General features: G+C 46.8%; 12 protein-coding genes and 1 tRNA gene. 1 reads left to right on the top strand and 12 read right to left on the bottom strand.

What is annotated here, in order from left to right; genetic code table 11:
* Window positions 1-68: 68 nt before the first annotated feature.
* Both FTU54_RS04440 and FTU54_RS04435 read right to left on the bottom strand, forming a co-directional pair.
* Complete coding sequence (locus FTU54_RS04440; protein ID WP_016659676.1) at window positions 69-1,436, bottom strand: Na+/H+ antiporter family protein; 1,368 nt, start codon at window positions 1,434-1,436, stop codon at window positions 69-71.
* A gap of 110 nt (window positions 1,437-1,546) precedes the next feature.
* Window positions 1,547-2,422, bottom strand: coding sequence for an alpha/beta fold hydrolase (locus FTU54_RS04435; RefSeq protein WP_168383607.1), 876 nt, complete (start codon window positions 2,420-2,422; stop codon window positions 1,547-1,549).
* Between the two features lie 134 nt (window positions 2,423-2,556).
* On the opposite strand from FTU54_RS04435, the gene FTU54_RS04430 reads away from it, so the two are divergent.
* Entirely contained in the window at window positions 2,557-3,039 is a 483-nt protein-coding gene (locus FTU54_RS04430) for a DUF4442 domain-containing protein (protein ID WP_005181693.1), read from the top strand.
* 56 nt (window positions 3,040-3,095) lie between these two features.
* On the opposite strand, the gene FTU54_RS04425 is transcribed toward FTU54_RS04430, so the two are convergent.
* The 10 genes from FTU54_RS04425 to FTU54_RS04380 form a co-directional block, all read right to left on the bottom strand.
* Entirely contained in the window at window positions 3,096-3,452 is a 357-nt protein-coding gene (locus tag FTU54_RS04425) for a hypothetical protein (protein ID WP_005181692.1), read from the bottom strand.
* Between the two features lie 224 nt (window positions 3,453-3,676).
* A complete protein-coding gene (gene rpoC, locus FTU54_RS04420) occupies window positions 3,677-7,867 on the bottom strand; it encodes a DNA-directed RNA polymerase subunit beta' (protein WP_005181690.1) in 4,191 nt (1,396 codons plus the stop codon).
* Between the two features lie 155 nt (window positions 7,868-8,022).
* A complete protein-coding gene (gene rpoB, locus FTU54_RS04415; RefSeq protein WP_180046154.1) occupies window positions 8,023-12,111 on the bottom strand; it encodes a DNA-directed RNA polymerase subunit beta in 4,089 nt (1,362 codons plus the stop codon).
* Between the two features lie 309 nt (window positions 12,112-12,420).
* Window positions 12,421-12,792, bottom strand: coding sequence for a 50S ribosomal protein L7/L12 (rplL, locus tag FTU54_RS04410; protein WP_004774018.1), 372 nt, complete (start codon window positions 12,790-12,792; stop codon window positions 12,421-12,423).
* Window positions 12,793-12,840: 48 nt separating this feature from the next.
* On the bottom strand, window positions 12,841-13,347 hold the full coding sequence (rplJ, locus tag FTU54_RS04405) for a 50S ribosomal protein L10 (RefSeq protein WP_075167586.1): 507 nt from the start codon (window positions 13,345-13,347) through the stop codon (window positions 12,841-12,843).
* Window positions 13,348-13,696: 349 nt separating this feature from the next.
* The gene (gene rplA / locus FTU54_RS04400; RefSeq protein WP_005181684.1) at window positions 13,697-14,392 is read right to left on the bottom strand and encodes a 50S ribosomal protein L1; all 696 of its coding nucleotides are present in this window, start codon (window positions 14,390-14,392) and stop codon (window positions 13,697-13,699) included.
* A gap of 3 nt (window positions 14,393-14,395) precedes the next feature.
* The gene (gene rplK / locus FTU54_RS04395; RefSeq protein WP_004868049.1) at window positions 14,396-14,824 is read right to left on the bottom strand and encodes a 50S ribosomal protein L11; all 429 of its coding nucleotides are present in this window, start codon (window positions 14,822-14,824) and stop codon (window positions 14,396-14,398) included.
* Between the two features lie 118 nt (window positions 14,825-14,942).
* Window positions 14,943-15,476, bottom strand: a complete 534-nt coding sequence (gene nusG, locus FTU54_RS04390; RefSeq protein ID WP_005181681.1) for a transcription termination/antitermination protein NusG — start codon at window positions 15,474-15,476, stop codon at window positions 14,943-14,945.
* Between the two features lie 7 nt (window positions 15,477-15,483).
* Complete coding sequence (gene secE, locus FTU54_RS04385) at window positions 15,484-15,924, bottom strand: preprotein translocase subunit SecE (protein WP_005181678.1); 441 nt, start codon at window positions 15,922-15,924, stop codon at window positions 15,484-15,486.
* Between the two features lie 72 nt (window positions 15,925-15,996).
* Window positions 15,997-16,072 (bottom strand) — tRNA-Trp (locus FTU54_RS04380).
* Window positions 16,073-16,104: the final 32 nt, after the last annotated feature.

Here is a 16,104-nt window from a genome sequence, read left to right as displayed (position 1 = left end):
AAGATTTATTATAAATACATCTATGATTCAAAAAAAATCCCGGGATTTTATTCCCGGGATATTTCAGGTTAAAGCACCATGGCGGCAATCCAGCCAAAAATCATCAGCGGGATATTAAAGTGAATAAAGGTCGGTACCACACTGTCTTTCATATGGTCATGCTGACCATCCATATTCAGGCCAGAAGTTGGCCCCAAAGTCGAATCCGAAGCAGGTGAACCGGCATCTCCCAGCGCAGCCGCAGTACCAATAATGGCGATGGTGGCAGCCGGACTAAAACCAAATTGAATACAGAGCGGTACATAAATAATCGCCAGAATCGGAATGGTAGAGAATGATGAACCAATACCCAGAGTAATCAGCAAACCAATCAACAACATTAAAAAGGCTGCAAGTGCCTGGCTATTACCAATCCAGTCAACCGAGGCTTCAACCAGCGCAGGAACCTGTCCTGTTGCCTCAATCACGGCAGCAAAACCTTGCGCAGCAATCATAATAAAGCCAACCAGTGCCATCATCCGCATACCGGTAATAATGACATCGTCCGCTTCTTTCCACTTAAAGATCCCGGCACAGCTCAGAATCGCTACACCAACCAGACCGGCCAGAATCATCGAATCTGAATACAGCTGCACGCCAAGGGTTACCAGAATCGCAATGACTGCCATCCAGATGGTGAACGTCGCCACTTCAGGTTGACCTGATTTTTGCGCCACACCCATTTCAGCCGAAATGCTTTGCTGCTCTTCAATATGCACGTCTTTATATTCACGTGGCTTACGGTATGAGAAAAACACCGCGATCAGCAAACCGACAAACATCCCGAATACCGGAATGGCCATCGCTGTTGGAATCTGGTCATAGCTGATCTCAAATCCATACGGCTTGCCAAAGGTATTAATATTATGGCCCAGAATATCATTCAGGAAGATGGCGCCAAATCCGACCGGCACCAGCATATAGGTGGCCACCAGACCAAAGGTCAATAAACAGGCCACCAGACGACGGTCCAGTTTCAGGTGGTTAAATACCATCAACAATGGCGGAATCAGCACCGGAATAAAGGCAATATGTACCGGAATCACGTTCTGGGAGAATACCGCGGCAATGGCCACCACCAGGAAAATAAAGTATTTGACCCGGTTTTGCGCTTTCAGATCGGCCTCACCCTTTAAGGTGTGAATCATTTTATAGGCCAATAAATCAGGTAAACCTGAACGCGCCAGAGCCAGTGCAAAAGCACCTAAAATACCGTAGGCCAAAGCAATTTTAGCACCACCGCCCAGGCCATTATTAAACGCCTCTAAAGTACCTTGCAGGCCCAAACCAGCCAGCAAACCACCCGTAACGGCACCAATGACCAGTGCAAAAACAACAGGAACACGTGCCAACGACAGCCCGAACATGACTGCGATGGCGGCAAGAATTGCAAACATAAGAAAAGACGGATCGAGAAAAAACGCTATTTTATCAGAGATTGATCGCTATTTAGCTGCTGTTGTTGCGCTGTCCGATATTTGTCTTGACCTTGCCAGTAACAGTCAAATTAACTACCTGATTTTGAAAATGCAAAATCCCGAAGATGTTGAGCAATCCGCTCCGGCTGGCTTAAAATTGCCCAGTGATTGGCCGCAATCTCCACTCGCTGGAAGTCTGCTGCCCAGTTCGGCACTTCATCAATCAGCTCCGGACTGACAAAGCGGTCTTCGGTCAGTACCACGGCCTGTACCGGACAAATCGCCACACGCTGACGTGGTTTGAGCAAACGCGGGATAAAATTGGCCCGATACAGATTGACGCCATATTGACCATCCTGCTGGATATTCGGGTTTAAGGCCAGACCCGAGCTTTGCTCCAGCTGCTGTAGCATTTTGCCCCAGCGCTCTGCACTCATGTATTGCCACACCGTCGGTGCCAGTAAGGGCAATTGAAACACAGCGATATACCAGGACTTGCCCAGCTGTTTTAAGAATTTAGTCTTACCCTGCTGTAACTGGGCACGCATCCAGAATGCAGCATGGTCCAGACAAGGCCCGGAAATGCTGCTGTAAGAAAGAATCCGCTGGCGAAACCGGGCATCGGTCACCGACTCCCAGGACTGAATTGAACCCCAATCATGCGCAGCCAGATGAAATGGCCGGTTGGGCAGCACTGCATCCACCACAGTCAGTAAATCTTCAGACAGGCGTGCCAGCCGATAATCATGAATATGCTTCGGAATGGAAGACTGACCGGCCCCACGCACATCATAGGTCACAATATAAAAATCCTGAATCAGCTGGGTAATAACAGCTTCCCAGACTTCCTGATTGTCGGGATAACCATGAACCAGTACCAGCGCCGGATTGTCCGGCTTGCCCCAGCTTTTGACATACAGGCGCTGCTGGTCTGAGGTATGAATCCACTGCGTATGAGCGTGCATGATGACATCCTGTTCTGTTTATGGGTGATTTCTTGTATTGGCTGTTTATTGGCAAGTGCAGTCAATCAAATCAATGCCACCTGCCGGTTTCTGTTCTAGTATGCAGATCAGTGCAATAAAAATAATTGACCCTTATGAGCCTTTTAAAAAAACTACAGACAATTCCGACCCTGTCCAAATTCCTGATCAATCGCTATGCCCCCTATCGCGGCGCCGGTATTGCGGTCGAGAAAATGGATCTGGCCAATTACCACATTCGTGTCAAAATGCCACTGACGCGTAAAAACCAGAATATTGTTGGGGTGCATTTTGGCGGTAGCCTGTATGCCATGGTCGATCCGTTTTATATGCTGCTGTTGATGCATCATCTTGGCTCAAAATATATTGTCTGGGATAAGGCCGCGACCATCCGCTTTCTAGCGCCCGGTCGCAGTATGGTCTATGCCGATATCCGCCTCAATGCCATGGAGGTCGCTACCATTCGGGAACTGGCCGAGAATTATGCACCGGTATATCGTAACTACCGCCTGAATATTTTTGATGAAGCCGGCGTACGTATTGCGGAGGTAGAAAAGACGGTATACATCCGCCGCAAAAAGCCGCATGCTGCCGGCTAAATAAAAAAGCGCTTATCTTTAAGCGCTTTTTTTATGTGAGATCGTCTAAACCAGACTTAGCGGTTCTGCTCAATCGCGGCACCTGCACCGCCACCAATCGCACCACCAATCGCTGCACCAGTACTACCACCGAAGATGCTTTTACCTACCGCAGAACCAATTGCACCGCCGACACCACTATAGGTCGCGTTACGGTTTGAACCATCCTGGGTTTTACTACCCACTGCTGCACCGGCACCACCACCAATGGCTGCACCTGCAGTACCGCCGACATTACCACCGACACCACCACCAATTGCACCACCTAAGGCCGCTGCACCAATACGCTGTTCATTTGGAGACATACTTTCACAGCCGGCCAGCATAAAGGTAGATAAGGTGGCGGCTGCCATAACACCGATAACTTTTTTCATGATCGCTCTTCCCCTGTTTTGGTCATAGCTTTAGCTTATTCGATATTGATGGGTCGAATCTGAGCAATATGTTACCAACTTGGTAACCAATAGAGGATTTATGTAAAAACACCCGCTTTGCAGCAGCAACCCGGCCCATCTAACGCCAAAGTACAGCGCGATACCCTTTTTTCAGGCATAAAAAAAGACGCCCGAAGGCGTCTCTTGGTTGTCATTTCACCAGCTTAGAATTCCTGGTTAAATGCCTGACTTAATGCTTGGTCTACATCAGAGAAGTCATTTTGCAGTTCAAATTCTGCAGCTTCTGCTTCCTGACGACGACGCTCTAAGTGGTAAGCCAAACCTGTACCCGCTGGGATCAGACGACCAACAACGACGTTTTCTTTCAGACCACGTAGATCATCTTCTTTACCGGTTACAGCCGCTTCAGTTAACACACGTGTGGTTTCCTGGAACGATGCAGCAGAGATGAACGAATCCGTCGACAGCGATGCTTTGGTAATACCCATCAACTGGCGATCAAACTTCGCTGGGAACTTGTTCTGTGCAAGTACAGCCTGGTTTTCTTGAACCACGCGGATGTAATCCACCTGTTCGCCTTTGATGAAGCTGGTATCACCACCGTCAGTGATTTCAACTTTACGCAGCATTTGACGTACGATGACTTCAATATGCTTGTCGTTGATTTTTACACCTTGCAGACGGTAAACGTCCTGAACTTCGTTCACGATGTAGTTGGTCAACGCCACTTCACCTTTCAGACGTAAGATATCATGCGGGTTTTGTGGACCATCAGAAATGGTTTCACCACGGTTCACATGCTCACCTTCGAACACGTTAATAGTACGCCATTTCGGAATCAGCTCTTCGTAGATCTCTGAACCATCATCCGGGGTAATCACCAGACGGTTCTTACCTTTGGTCTCTTTACCGAAGCTCACGATACCTGACACTTCTGCCAAAATCGCATGCTCTTTTGGTTTACGTGCTTCGAACAAGTCAGCAACACGCGGCAGACCACCGGTAATATCACGGGTACGTGAAGATTCTTGTGGTACACGACCAATAACGTCACCGACACCAATGGTTTCGCCATCGCGAACCGAAAGAATAGTGTTTTGTGGCAGGAAGTAGAACTGTTCACCACCGTCCACGGTGTCTAACACAACAGCAGGACGTAAATCTTTACCTGACGCAGGACGTGAAGTCACTGGCAAGATTTCGATTGTGGTCATACCGGTTGCATCATCCGTTTTCGAGGTTACAGTGACACCATCAGCGATCTGGCTGAAACGTACTTTACCTGCAACTTCAGTTACCAGTGGATGGGTATGCGGATCCCAAGTCGCCACGATACCACCTGCTTCTACCGCTTCGCCATCTTTCAGCAAGATTGACGCACCGTAAGGCAGTTTATAGCGCTCGCGCTCACGACCTAAGTCATCTGCAATACCAATTTCACCTGAACGAGAGGTCGATACCAGGTGACCTTTGGCATGTTGTACAGTTTTCACGTTGTGGAAACGTACGGTACCTTTGTTTCGTACTTGAACACTGTTGGCAGCCGAAGTTCGGCTTGCCGCACCACCCACGTGGAAGGTACGCATGGTTAACTGTGTACCTGGCTCACCAATTGATTGTGCCGCCATAACACCCACAGATTCACCTGGGTTCACCAAGTGACCGCGTGCAAGGTCACGACCATAACATTTCGCACACACACCGAAGGTCGATTCACATGATACTACTGAACGTACTTTCACTTCGTCGACACCTTGCTCTTCCAGGAAGTTGGCAAGTTTTTCGTCAATTAAGGTGTTACGTGGCAGGATCACTTCATCTGAACCGGCTTTCTTCACGTCTTCAGCAACCACACGACCCAGTACTCGCGTACCTAGGTTCTCGATCACGTCACCGCCCTGAATAAATGGTGTCATCACCAGACCAGCCATGGTGCCACAATCTGGCTCAGTGATCACCAAGTCTTGCGCAACGTCAACCAGACGACGCGTCAGGTAACCCGAGTTCGCAGTTTTCAGTGCAGTATCGGCCAAACCTTTACGCGCACCGTGCGTTGAAATGAAGTACTGAAGTACGGTCAAACCTTCACGGAAGTTCGCCTTAATTGGCGTTTCAATGATCGAGCCATCCGGCTTCGCCATCAGACCACGCATACCTGCAAGCTGACGAATCTGAGCTGCCGAACCACGGGCACCAGAATCCGACATCATGTAGATCGAGTTGAATGATTTCTGCTTCTCGTCTTCACCCTGTTTGTTTTTCACAGTGGTGAAAGACAAGTTGTCCATCATCGCTTTCGCTACCTGGTCATTGGTACGTGCCCAGATATCGACGACTTTGTTATAACGTTCACCGGCCGTTACGAAACCTTGTTCGAACTGTTGTTCGATTTCACGAACTTCAGCTTCTGCCTTGTCAATGATCGCCTGTTTGCTTGGTGGAATAACCATATCTTCCATACCAACCGATACACCTGAACGCGTCGCTTGACGGAAGCCCAAGTACATTAATTGGTCAGCAAAGATGACCGTGTCTTTCAGACCCAGTTTACGATAGCAAGAGTTGATTAACTTGGAGATGTTTTTCTTGGTCATCTCAACGTTAATTTGCTCGAAGCTTAAACCTTCTGGCACAACTTCCCAAAGCAGGCAGCGACCTGGTGTGGTGTCTACAACAATAGTTTGTTGCTCACGCTCACCGTTGTCATTGATGACAGTTTGGTATACACGCGCTTTTACGCGAGCATGCAAATCAACCTGACCGGTTGCAAGGGCACGGTTAACTTCATGCGTATCCGCGAACACCATGCCTTCACCTTTGGCATTTACCGCATCACGGGTGATGTAGTAAAGACCCAAGACCACGTCCTGAGACGGTACGATGATTGGCTCACCGTTGGCTGGAGACAGAATGTTGTTGGTCGACATCATTAACGCACGCGCTTCTAATTGCGCTTCAAGTGTTAATGGTACGTGTACCGCCATCTGGTCACCGTCGAAGTCGGCGTTAAACGCAGCACAAACGAGCGGGTGCAGACGGATCGCTTTACCTTCAATCAGGATCGGTTCAAACGCTTGCAGACCCAAACGGTGAAGGGTTGGCGCACGGTTCAACATCACTGGATGCTGACGGATCACAGATGCAAGAACATCCCAAACTTCTGGCGTCTCGCGCTCAACCATTTTCTTCGCAGCTTTAATGGTAGTGGCTTGACCAGAGGCTTGCAGTTTCGCAAAGATGAACGGCTTGAACAGTTCCAGCGCCATTTTCTTCGGAAGACCACATTGGTGCAAACGTAAAGTAGGACCTACGGTAATCACCGAACGGCCTGAATAGTCAACACGTTTACCCAACAAGTTCTGACGGAAACGACCTTGCTTACCTTTGATCATATCGGCCAAAGATTTCAGCGGACGTTTGTTCGAACCGGTAATTGCACGACCACGACGACCGTTATCAAGCAATGCATCTACAGACTCTTGTAACATACGTTTTTCGTTACGTACGATGATGTCTGGCGCTGCAAGGTCAAGAAGACGCTTCAAACGGTTGTTACGGTTAATCACACGACGGTAAAGGTCGTTCAGGTCAGACGTTGCGAAACGGCCACCTTCAAGCGGAACCAGCGGACGAAGGTCTGGCGGAAGTACTGGCAGTACATTCATCACCATCCATTCTGGCTTGTTGTTCGACTCTTTGAACGCTTCCATCAATTTCAAACGCTTAGACGCTTTTTTCAGTTTCGTCTCAGAGGTTGTTTGTGGAATTTCTTCACGCAGGCGTGAGATTTCGTTTTCAAGATCGATGTCTTTTAACAGGTCCTGAACTGCTTCTGCACCCATTTTCGCTGTGAATTCATCACCGTGCTCTTCCAACGCATTGAAGTATTCTTCATCGTTCAGAAGCTGGTATTTCTCAAATGGAGTCATACCTGGGTCAGTCACTACATAAGATTCGAAATACAGAACACGTTCGATATCACGTAAGGTCATGTCTAATAACAGACCGATACGGCTCGGCAGTGATTTTAAGAACCAGATGTGTGCTACTGGAGAAGCAAGCTCAATGTGACCCATACGTTCACGACGAACTTTTGCAGTTGTTACTTCAACGCCACATTTTTCACAGATGACGCCTTTGTATTTCATACGCTTGTATTTACCACACAAGCATTCGTAATCTTTGACTGGACCAAAGATTTTGGCACAGAACAAACCGTCACGTTCTGGTTTGAAGGTACGGTAGTTAATGGTTTCAGGCTTTTTAACTTCACCATGAGACCACGACTTAATCATTTCTGGTGACGCAAGACCAATACGGATGCGGTCAAACTCTACAGGAGCATGACCGTCTGAGTCCGTCTTTTTGCGCATGATATCGAGCAAGTCTTTCAATTTTTTTCTCCGTGTGCCGGTAAGATTTTCACTTTCCGACTGGGTCACAAATATTGTTTTTTAACTGAATTTTAATCCCCCTTAATCCCCCTTTTTCAAAGGGGGAAAAGTCCCTCTTTTACAAAGAGGGATTTAGGGAGATTTAATGGAGATTCTTAGTCACCATTTTTCAGTTCAATGTTGATACCTAAAGAACGGATCTCTTTGGTCAATACGTTGAACGATTCAGGCATACCCGGATCCATATAATGGTTACCATCTACAATGTTCTTATAGATGCGGGTACGGCCTTCAACGTCATCCGACTTCACAGTGAGCATTTCTTGAAGCGTATAAGCTGCACCGTATGCTTCCAGTGCCCAGACTTCCATCTCACCGAAACGCTGACCACCGAATTGTGCCTTACCACCCAGCGGCTGCTGTGTTACTAATGAGTAAGAACCAGTTGAACGCGCATGCATCTTGTCATCAACCAAGTGGTTCAGTTTCAGCATGTACATGTAACCGACAGTAACTGGACGGTCGAAACGCTCACCCGTACGGCCATCATACAATACGGTTTGACCGGTACGTGACAGACCCGCAAGTTCAAGCAAGTCTTTGATCTGACCTTCTTCAGCACCGTCAAATACAGGTGTTGCCAATGGAACACCGGCACGCAGGTTGCCAGAAAGCGCCAAGATTTCATCATCCGTCAGGCTGTCAAGATCTTCTTGCTCGCCGCCCACCTTGTTGTAAATCTTGTCCAAGAATTCACGCAGTTCAAGAATGGTGCGCTGTTCTTTCAGCATCTTGTCGATCTGATCACCCAGACCTTTGGCTGCCATACCCAAGTGCGTTTCCAGAATCTGACCCACGTTCATACGCGATGGTACACCCAGCGGGTTCAGTACCACGTCTACCGGCACACCGTTGGCATCGTGTGGCATGTCTTCAACCGGCAGAATGTTGGATACAACACCCTTGTTACCGTGACGACCCGCCATCTTATCACCCGGCTGGATACGACGTTTCACTGCAAGGTAAACTTTAACCACTTTCAGTACGCCAGTGGTCAGTTCGTCACCTGTAGACAGTTTGCGTTTCTTCTCAGCGAATTTCTCGTCAATTTCAAAGCTCTTCTCTTTCAGGAAGGTTTGAATTTGCGTTAAACGTTCCGCAATCGCTTCGTCACTTGGCTGGATTTCAAGCAGATCAACCAGTTCAAGACCAGACAGCATATCTTCAGACAGTTTGTCGCCACGTTTAGTGCCGCCACCGCCATTCGATTCCTGACCTTTTAACAGACGAACAATACGTTCACGTGCTGCTTCTTCGAAGATTTTGTATTCTTCTTTCAAGTCTTTACGGTATGCATCAAGCTGCGCTTTCTCAATCGCCAGTGCACGTTCGTCTTTTTCCAGACCATCACGGGTAAAGACCTGAACGTCGATGACTGTACCTTTGGTGCCCGATGGAACACGTAAAGAGGAGTCTTTTACGTCCGCTGCTTTTTCACCGAAGATGGCACGAAGCAGTTTTTCTTCAGGCGTCAACTGAGTTTCACCTTTTGGTGTTACTTTACCCACCAGGATGTCACCGGCAGTCACTTCTGCACCGATGTAAACAATACCTGATTCGTCCAGTTTAGACAGCGCAGCTTCACCGACGTTTGGAATATCAGCCGTGATTTCTTCAGCACCCAGTTTGGTATCACGTGCAACACATGACAGTTCCTGAATGTGAATCGACGTTAAACGGTCTTCTTGAAGCACACGCTCAGAAAGCAAGATCGAGTCTTCATAGTTGTAACCATTCCAGGTCATGAACGCCACGCGCATGTTTTGACCCAGCGCCAGTTCACCGCCATCTGTCGATGGACCATCCGCCAGGATGTCACCACGTGCAACTTTATCGCCTAAACGTACCACAACGTTCTGGTTGATACAGGTGTTCTGGTTTGAACGCGTGTATTTGATCAGGTTGTAGATATCTACACCTGCTTCACCCGCGATCATTTCATCTTCATTGACGCGAATTACGATACGTGATGCATCAACAAACTCGATCACACCACCACGGCCTGCAACCACACACACACCTGAGTCACGTGCCACGTTGGCTTCCATACCGGTACCAACCAGCGGTTTGTCCGCGATTAATGTAGGTACGGCCTGACGTTGCATGTTGGAACCCATCAATGCACGGTTGGCGTCATCGTGTTCAAGGAATGGAATCAGCGATGCTGCAACAGAAACCACCTGCTGAGCAGATACGTCCATATGGGTCACTTTTTCAGGTGACATACGTACGAATTCACCGTGGTGACGTACAGAAACGAATTCTTCAGTCAGGTTACCGTCCTGATCTACAACCGAGTCGGCCTGTGCAATCACAGTCCCTACTTCTTCAATCGCAGACAGATATTCAACTTCGTCTGTTACACGACCATCAACCACTTTACGGTATGGCGTTTCCAAGAAACCGAAGCTGTTGGCTTTCGCGTAAACAGATAGCGAGTTGATCAAACCAATGTTTGGACCTTCAGGCGTTTCAATTGGACATACACGACCATAGTGAGTCTGGTGTACGTCACGCACTTCGAAGCCTGCACGTTCACGGGTCAAACCACCTGGACCAAGCGCCGATACACGACGTTTGTGGGTGATTTCAGACAATGGGTTGTTCTGGTCCATGAACTGAGATAACTGGCTTGAACCAAAGAATTCCTTGATTGCAGCAGCCACTGGCTTCGCATTGATTAAATCTTGCGGAGACAGGTTATCAGTTTCAGCTTGTGATAGACGTTCTTTAACCGCACGCTCTACACGAACCAGACCGACACGGAATTGGTTTTCAGTCATTTCACCCACTGAACGAACACGACGGTTACCCAAGTGGTCGATATCGTCGACTTCACCTTTACCGTTACGGATTTCAACCAATGTTTTCAGTACATCCGTGATGTCTTCGTTGGACAGGATGCCTTCAACTTCGCGCGACTTCTGGTCAGTACCGACTTCATAAGGACGACCCAGACGACGGTTGAACTTCATACGGCCGACTGGTGACAGGTCATAACGCTCAGAAGAGAAGAACAGGTTGTTAAACAGGTTCTCAGCTGCTTCTTTGGTTGGTGGCTCGCCTGGACGCATCACTTTGTAGATTTCAACCAGTGCTTCTTCACGACCAGTAGTCGTATCGGCACGTAGCGTATCTGCAATGAATGAACCGCAGTCGATGTCGTTGGTGAACAGGATATTGAACTGCTTCACGCCGCCTTCAGCCAGCTTCACCATCACTTCATGGCTTAACAGTGTGTTGGCCGGAATCACATCGCCATCTTTCAGCACGATGTCTTCGGCAGTAATGCGCTCATACAGGTATTCATCCGGCACTGACAGTTTGGTCAGACCAGAGGCTTCCATTTGACGAACATGACGTGCGTTGATACGCTTACCTTGTTCAACAATGACTTTACCATCAGCATCAGTGATATCGAATTGTGCCATTTCGCCACGCAGACGTTCTGGAATCAAGTCGATCTGATAGCTACCCATATCCAGGTAAACAGGAACTTTTTCGTAGAACAGGTCAAGAATCTGTTCGTTGTTATAGTTCAGGGCACGCAGAACCACAGTCGCCAGTAATTTACGACGACGGTCGATACGTACATAGACTAAATCTTTGGCATCAAATTCAAAGTCTAACCATGAACCACGGTAAGGAATAATACGCGCTGAATACAGCACTTTACCGCTTGAGTGAGTCTTACCTTTGTCATGGTCAAAGAATACGCCTGGTGAACGGTGTAATTGCGATACGATTACACGCTCGGTACCGTTGATCACAAAAGTACCGTTATCCGTCATCAATGGCATTTCGCCCATATAGACTTCTTGTTCACGTACGTCTTTGATTGATTTCGTTTCACGATCTTTCAAGATCAAACGAATTTTAACGCGCATTGGTGCCGCATAAGTTGAGCCGCGAAGAATACATTCGCGCACATCAAACTCTGGTTTACCAAGACTATACTCAACAAATTCTAAAGCAGCATTGCCAGAATAACTTTCTATAGGAAAAACTGAACGAAATGCGGCTTGGAGACCGATATCTTCGCGGTTTTTTGGAGATTTGCCATCTTGCAAGAAAGTACGGTACGAGTCGACTTGAATCGCCAACAGGTACGGTGCTTCCATGACTTGGGGCAATTTACCAAAATTCTTACGGATCCGTTTCTTTTCGGTATATGAGTATGCCATCTGGAGTCCTCGGAAAGTAAACCAAGCCCGCCTGCAGAACGGGCTCAGAAGGAATTACGCAGGCCGATATGGCCACCACTCTTTACAAATGCTGCAATTTTTAGTGGTATTAAAACGCTTAACAATATTTTTTAACATTGAAAAATATTGGTAAGCGTTTGATTGTTATCTTTATTTTTAATTTGTATGAAATTTATATCATGCAAACAAAAATCGAGCCGATTATTGTAACGCAAAAAGGCTGATGACCCAAGAGCCATCAGCCATTTTTTGGAGTCGATTATAAAAAAATCGACTCCGCTTAAGCTATTACTTAAGTGTAACTGTAGCACCAGCTTCTTCAAGTTTCTTCTTAAGCTCTTCGCCTTCTTCTTTAGAAACGCCTTCTTTAAGTACTGCTGGAGCACCTTCAACCATGTCTTTCGCTTCTTTAAGACCAAGGCCAGTCGCTTCACGAACTGCTTTAATTACTGCAACTTTGTTTGCACCGAAAGAAGTCAACTCAACGTTGAATTCAGTTTGCTCTTCAGCAGCAGCAGCGCCAGCGCCTGGAGCAGCAGCAACTGCAACAGCAGCAGCAGATACGTTGAATTTCTCTTCGAAAGCAGAGATCAGTTCAACAAGTTCAAGAACAGTTTTTTCAGCAACTGCGTTTAAAATTTCTTCGTTAGTTAAAGCCATGAGAATAACTCCAAATGGAAATTGAATGGTGTGTAAATTGATTTAAGCTTAAGCTGCTTCTGACTCGTTTTTCTCTTTGAGTGCTGTAATAAGGCGACCCAATTTCGAAATAGGAGCTTGAAGAACGTTTGCAAGCATAGTAAGCGCTTTTTCTTGGTTCGGAAGATTTGCAATCACGCTAACTTCAGCACCTTGATAAACCTTGCCGTCAAATGCAGCAGCTTTAAGTTCAAATGCTTTGTTTGTTTTAGCGAAATCTTCGAACAAGCGTGCAGCTGCACCCATGTCGTCTTCAGAAGTCGAGAAAGCTAAGATTGTTGGACCAACAAGAGTTGCATTCAAGATATCGAATTGAGTACCTTCGAATGCACGCTTAGCCAAAGTATTACGCACGATACGAGTCGTAACACCAAGCTTACGCGCTTCAACACGTAAAGCAGTTAATTGCTCAACGGTTAAACCTTGATAGTCAGCAACAACAGCAGAGAACGCGCGAGAAGCAACTTCGTTTACTTCTGCTACGATCTGTTTTTTGTCTTCGATAAGAAGAGCCATTGTAAAACCTCCTAACGGTGATTTATGTACCCACAAGGGATACACTCCCAATTCGTGAATTCATCACTGAACTCACACGCGGAGGAGGAATAAATCACACCACCGCGTCTACGCAGGCTGGGATTTTAAGAGAAGAGCATAAAACTCCCCTCGCCTGAGGTCTTTGACGCTGATAAATTCTCATTTACCAATTCAAAGTCCGCCTGAGGATCGATCAGCAAAGCAACGCTTTGCCGATCCGCAAGACGAGAAGCTATGCTTCGAGTGAAGCTTATACCCTCTCTTGCATGAAATTTAAAGCAGTGCTTTAAATTTCACTCAGGACTTTAAAATTCTGTCTAAGTTAAACTTAGTTAGAAACGTTGTTTACATCAACAGTCAGACCAGGACCCATAGTTGAGCTTAGAGTGATCTTTTTGATGTATACACCTTTAGAAGTCGCAGGTTTTGCTTTCTTCAGGTCAGCTACAAGAGCTTCAACGTTTTGACGAACAGCTTCAGCAGTGAAACCTACTTGACCGATCGCAGCGTGGATGATACCCGCTTTGTCTACACGGTAACGTGCTTGACCAGCTTTTGCATTTTTAACTGCAGTTGCTACGTCAGGAGTAACCGTACCCACTTTAGGGTTTGGCATTAAGCCACGTGGACCAAGGATTGTACCTAATTTACCTACAACGCGCATTGCATCTGGAGCAGCAATTACCACGTCAAAGTCAAGGTTACCCGCTTGGATGCTTTCAGCCAGGTCATCAAAACCAACTACGTCCGCGCCTTCAGCTTTAGCAGCTTCAGCAGCAGCGCCTTGAGCAAACACAGCTACACGTACAGTTTTACCTGTACCTGCAGGAAGTGTAGTCGCGCCACGAACAACCTGGTCAGATTTACGAGGGTCAACACCTAGGTTTACAGATACATCCAAAGATTCTTTGAATTTAGCTGCAGGAAGGCTGTTAAGAACTTGTACTGCTTCTTCCAAAGTATAAACTTTGTTTGCTTCTACAGCAGCAGCAATGGCTTTTTGACGTTTAGTTAACTTTGCCATGTCTTATAGCTCCACTTCCAAGCCCATAGAACGTGCAGAACCAGCGATGGTACGTACACGCGCGTCTAAGTCAGCACCAGTTAAGTCTGGTTCTTTCGTAGTCGCGATCTCTTCTAACTGAGCACGAGTCAACTTACCAACTTTAGTTTTGTTTGGTACAGCTGAACCCTTCTGGATACCAGCAGCTTTCTTAAGCAGAATAGCAGCAGGTGGAGTTTTCATGATGAATGTGAACGACTTGTCGTTGTACACAGTGATCACTACTGGAATTGGAAGACCAGCTTCAACTTTTTGTGTCGCAGCATTGAATTCTTTACAGAATGCCATGATGTTAACACCACGTTGACCCAGTGCAGGACCAATTGGTGGAGATGGATTTGCTTTACCAGCTGGAACTTGCAGCTTGATATAGCCGTCAATCTTCTTAGCCATTTTCAATTACCTCTGGGTACAAACGCCGCTAGGCTCCCCAATGATTTCTAAGTAACGATACCGTTACAACAACAATGCCCGATCCATAACAAATCGGGCGTTTTCAACCAGCAGTGAATTAAACTGATTTTTCGACTTGGCGAAATTCCAGCTCAACCTGTGTTGGTCGATTGAATACATTAATCGTCAACGTTAAACGTGACTTGTCGTAAAGGACTTCTTCCACCACGCCTTTAAAGTCGGTGAATGGACCGTCAATTACCAGTAATTCTTCGCCTGGTTCAAACATCGTCTTCGGACGAGGTGCTTCACCAGTATTGCGTACACGTGCAAGAATTGCATCAGCTTCACGCTGCGTAATTGGCGCAGGTTTTTCCGGTGTACCACCAATAAAACCTAATACTTTTGGACATTCTTTTACAATGTGCCAAGTATCATCATTCATTTCCATTTCGACTAGCACATAGCCCGGAAAGAATTTACGCTCAGATTTACGTTTCTTACCATCCTTCATTTCTACCACTTCTTCGGTAGGAACCAGGACTTCACCAAAGCTATCGGCAACAGCGCTACGCTGGATTCGATCATTAAGCGAACGCATCACTTGTTTTTCATAACCAGAATAGGCATGAATAATGTACCAACGTTTCATAGCTCTCTTACCCGATAATAAATTTAATTGCCCAACCTAAAACGTAGTCAAAACACCACAATAAAATGGATGCTACAACTACAACTGCAAGTACGTGCCAAGATGTAGTCACTGTCTCTTGCTTGGTTGGCCAAGTCACTCGACGCAGCTCGATTCGTGAATCTTTCAATAAACGAACAAAGCCTTTGCCTTGATGGGTGGCGTATAATAAACCTAAAGCCACTACGATACAAGCCAAAATTACCCCAACGCGCACCCAAATATCATTTGCCGGTGCCCAGTACGCTGGTAGATGCTGATTCACCATGGTTGCCGCAATGAATAAAATCAAGGCGATAATCCACAACACGTAGTCTAATGGAGAACCCGAATTTACAACTTCAGCAGGATTATTTCTTTGAGGAATTGGCGCTTCGCTTAATGCGTCACGCGATTTATCATTCGACATTTTTGTACTCGTCGTAGGATTCGCGACTTATTATATGACCAGTTTTGCCAGCATCAAGCTTTTTTTGAAAAATGGCAGGCCAGGAGGGACTCGAACCCCCAACATTCGGTTTTGGAGACCGACGCTCTACCAATTGAACTACTGGCCTGTAGAACAAGCCGAAATCCGCAAACTTCGGCT

It is taken from the genome of Acinetobacter sp. YH12116 (genome assembly GCF_013418895.1).
Taxonomy (GTDB): domain Bacteria; phylum Pseudomonadota; class Gammaproteobacteria; order Pseudomonadales; family Moraxellaceae; genus Acinetobacter; species Acinetobacter indicus.
This window is presented reverse-complemented; position numbering and strand designations above follow the sequence as displayed.

What these genes read in the sequence shown, in the direction of transcription:
- secE (WP_005181678.1), bottom strand. Translation starts at nt 15,924, where the DNA reads ATGTCGAATGATAAATCGCGTGACGCATTAAGCGAAGCGCCAATTCCT.
- rplA (WP_005181684.1), bottom strand. Translation starts at nt 14,392, where the DNA reads ATGGCAAAGTTAACTAAACGTCAAAAAGCCATTGCTGCTGCTGTAGAA.
- rpoB (WP_180046154.1), bottom strand. Translation starts at nt 12,111, where the DNA reads ATGGCATACTCATATACCGAAAAGAAACGGATCCGTAAGAATTTTGGT.
- rplL (WP_004774018.1), bottom strand. Translation starts at nt 12,792, where the DNA reads ATGGCTTTAACTAACGAAGAAATTTTAAACGCAGTTGCTGAAAAAACT.
- nusG (WP_005181681.1), bottom strand. Translation starts at nt 15,476, where the DNA reads ATGAAACGTTGGTACATTATTCATGCCTATTCTGGTTATGAAAAACAA.
- rplJ (WP_075167586.1), bottom strand. Translation starts at nt 13,347, where the DNA reads ATGGCTCTTCTTATCGAAGACAAAAAACAGATCGTAGCAGAAGTAAAC.
- rplK (WP_004868049.1), bottom strand. Translation starts at nt 14,824, where the DNA reads ATGGCTAAGAAGATTGACGGCTATATCAAGCTGCAAGTTCCAGCTGGT.
- FTU54_RS04440 (WP_016659676.1), bottom strand. Translation starts at nt 1,436, where the DNA reads ATGTTTGCAATTCTTGCCGCCATCGCAGTCATGTTCGGGCTGTCGTTG.
- FTU54_RS04425 (WP_005181692.1), bottom strand. Translation starts at nt 3,452, where the DNA reads ATGAAAAAAGTTATCGGTGTTATGGCAGCCGCCACCTTATCTACCTTT.
- FTU54_RS04435 (WP_168383607.1), bottom strand. Translation starts at nt 2,422, where the DNA reads ATGCACGCTCATACGCAGTGGATTCATACCTCAGACCAGCAGCGCCTG.
- FTU54_RS04430 (WP_005181693.1), top strand. Translation starts at nt 2,557, where the DNA reads ATGAGCCTTTTAAAAAAACTACAGACAATTCCGACCCTGTCCAAATTC.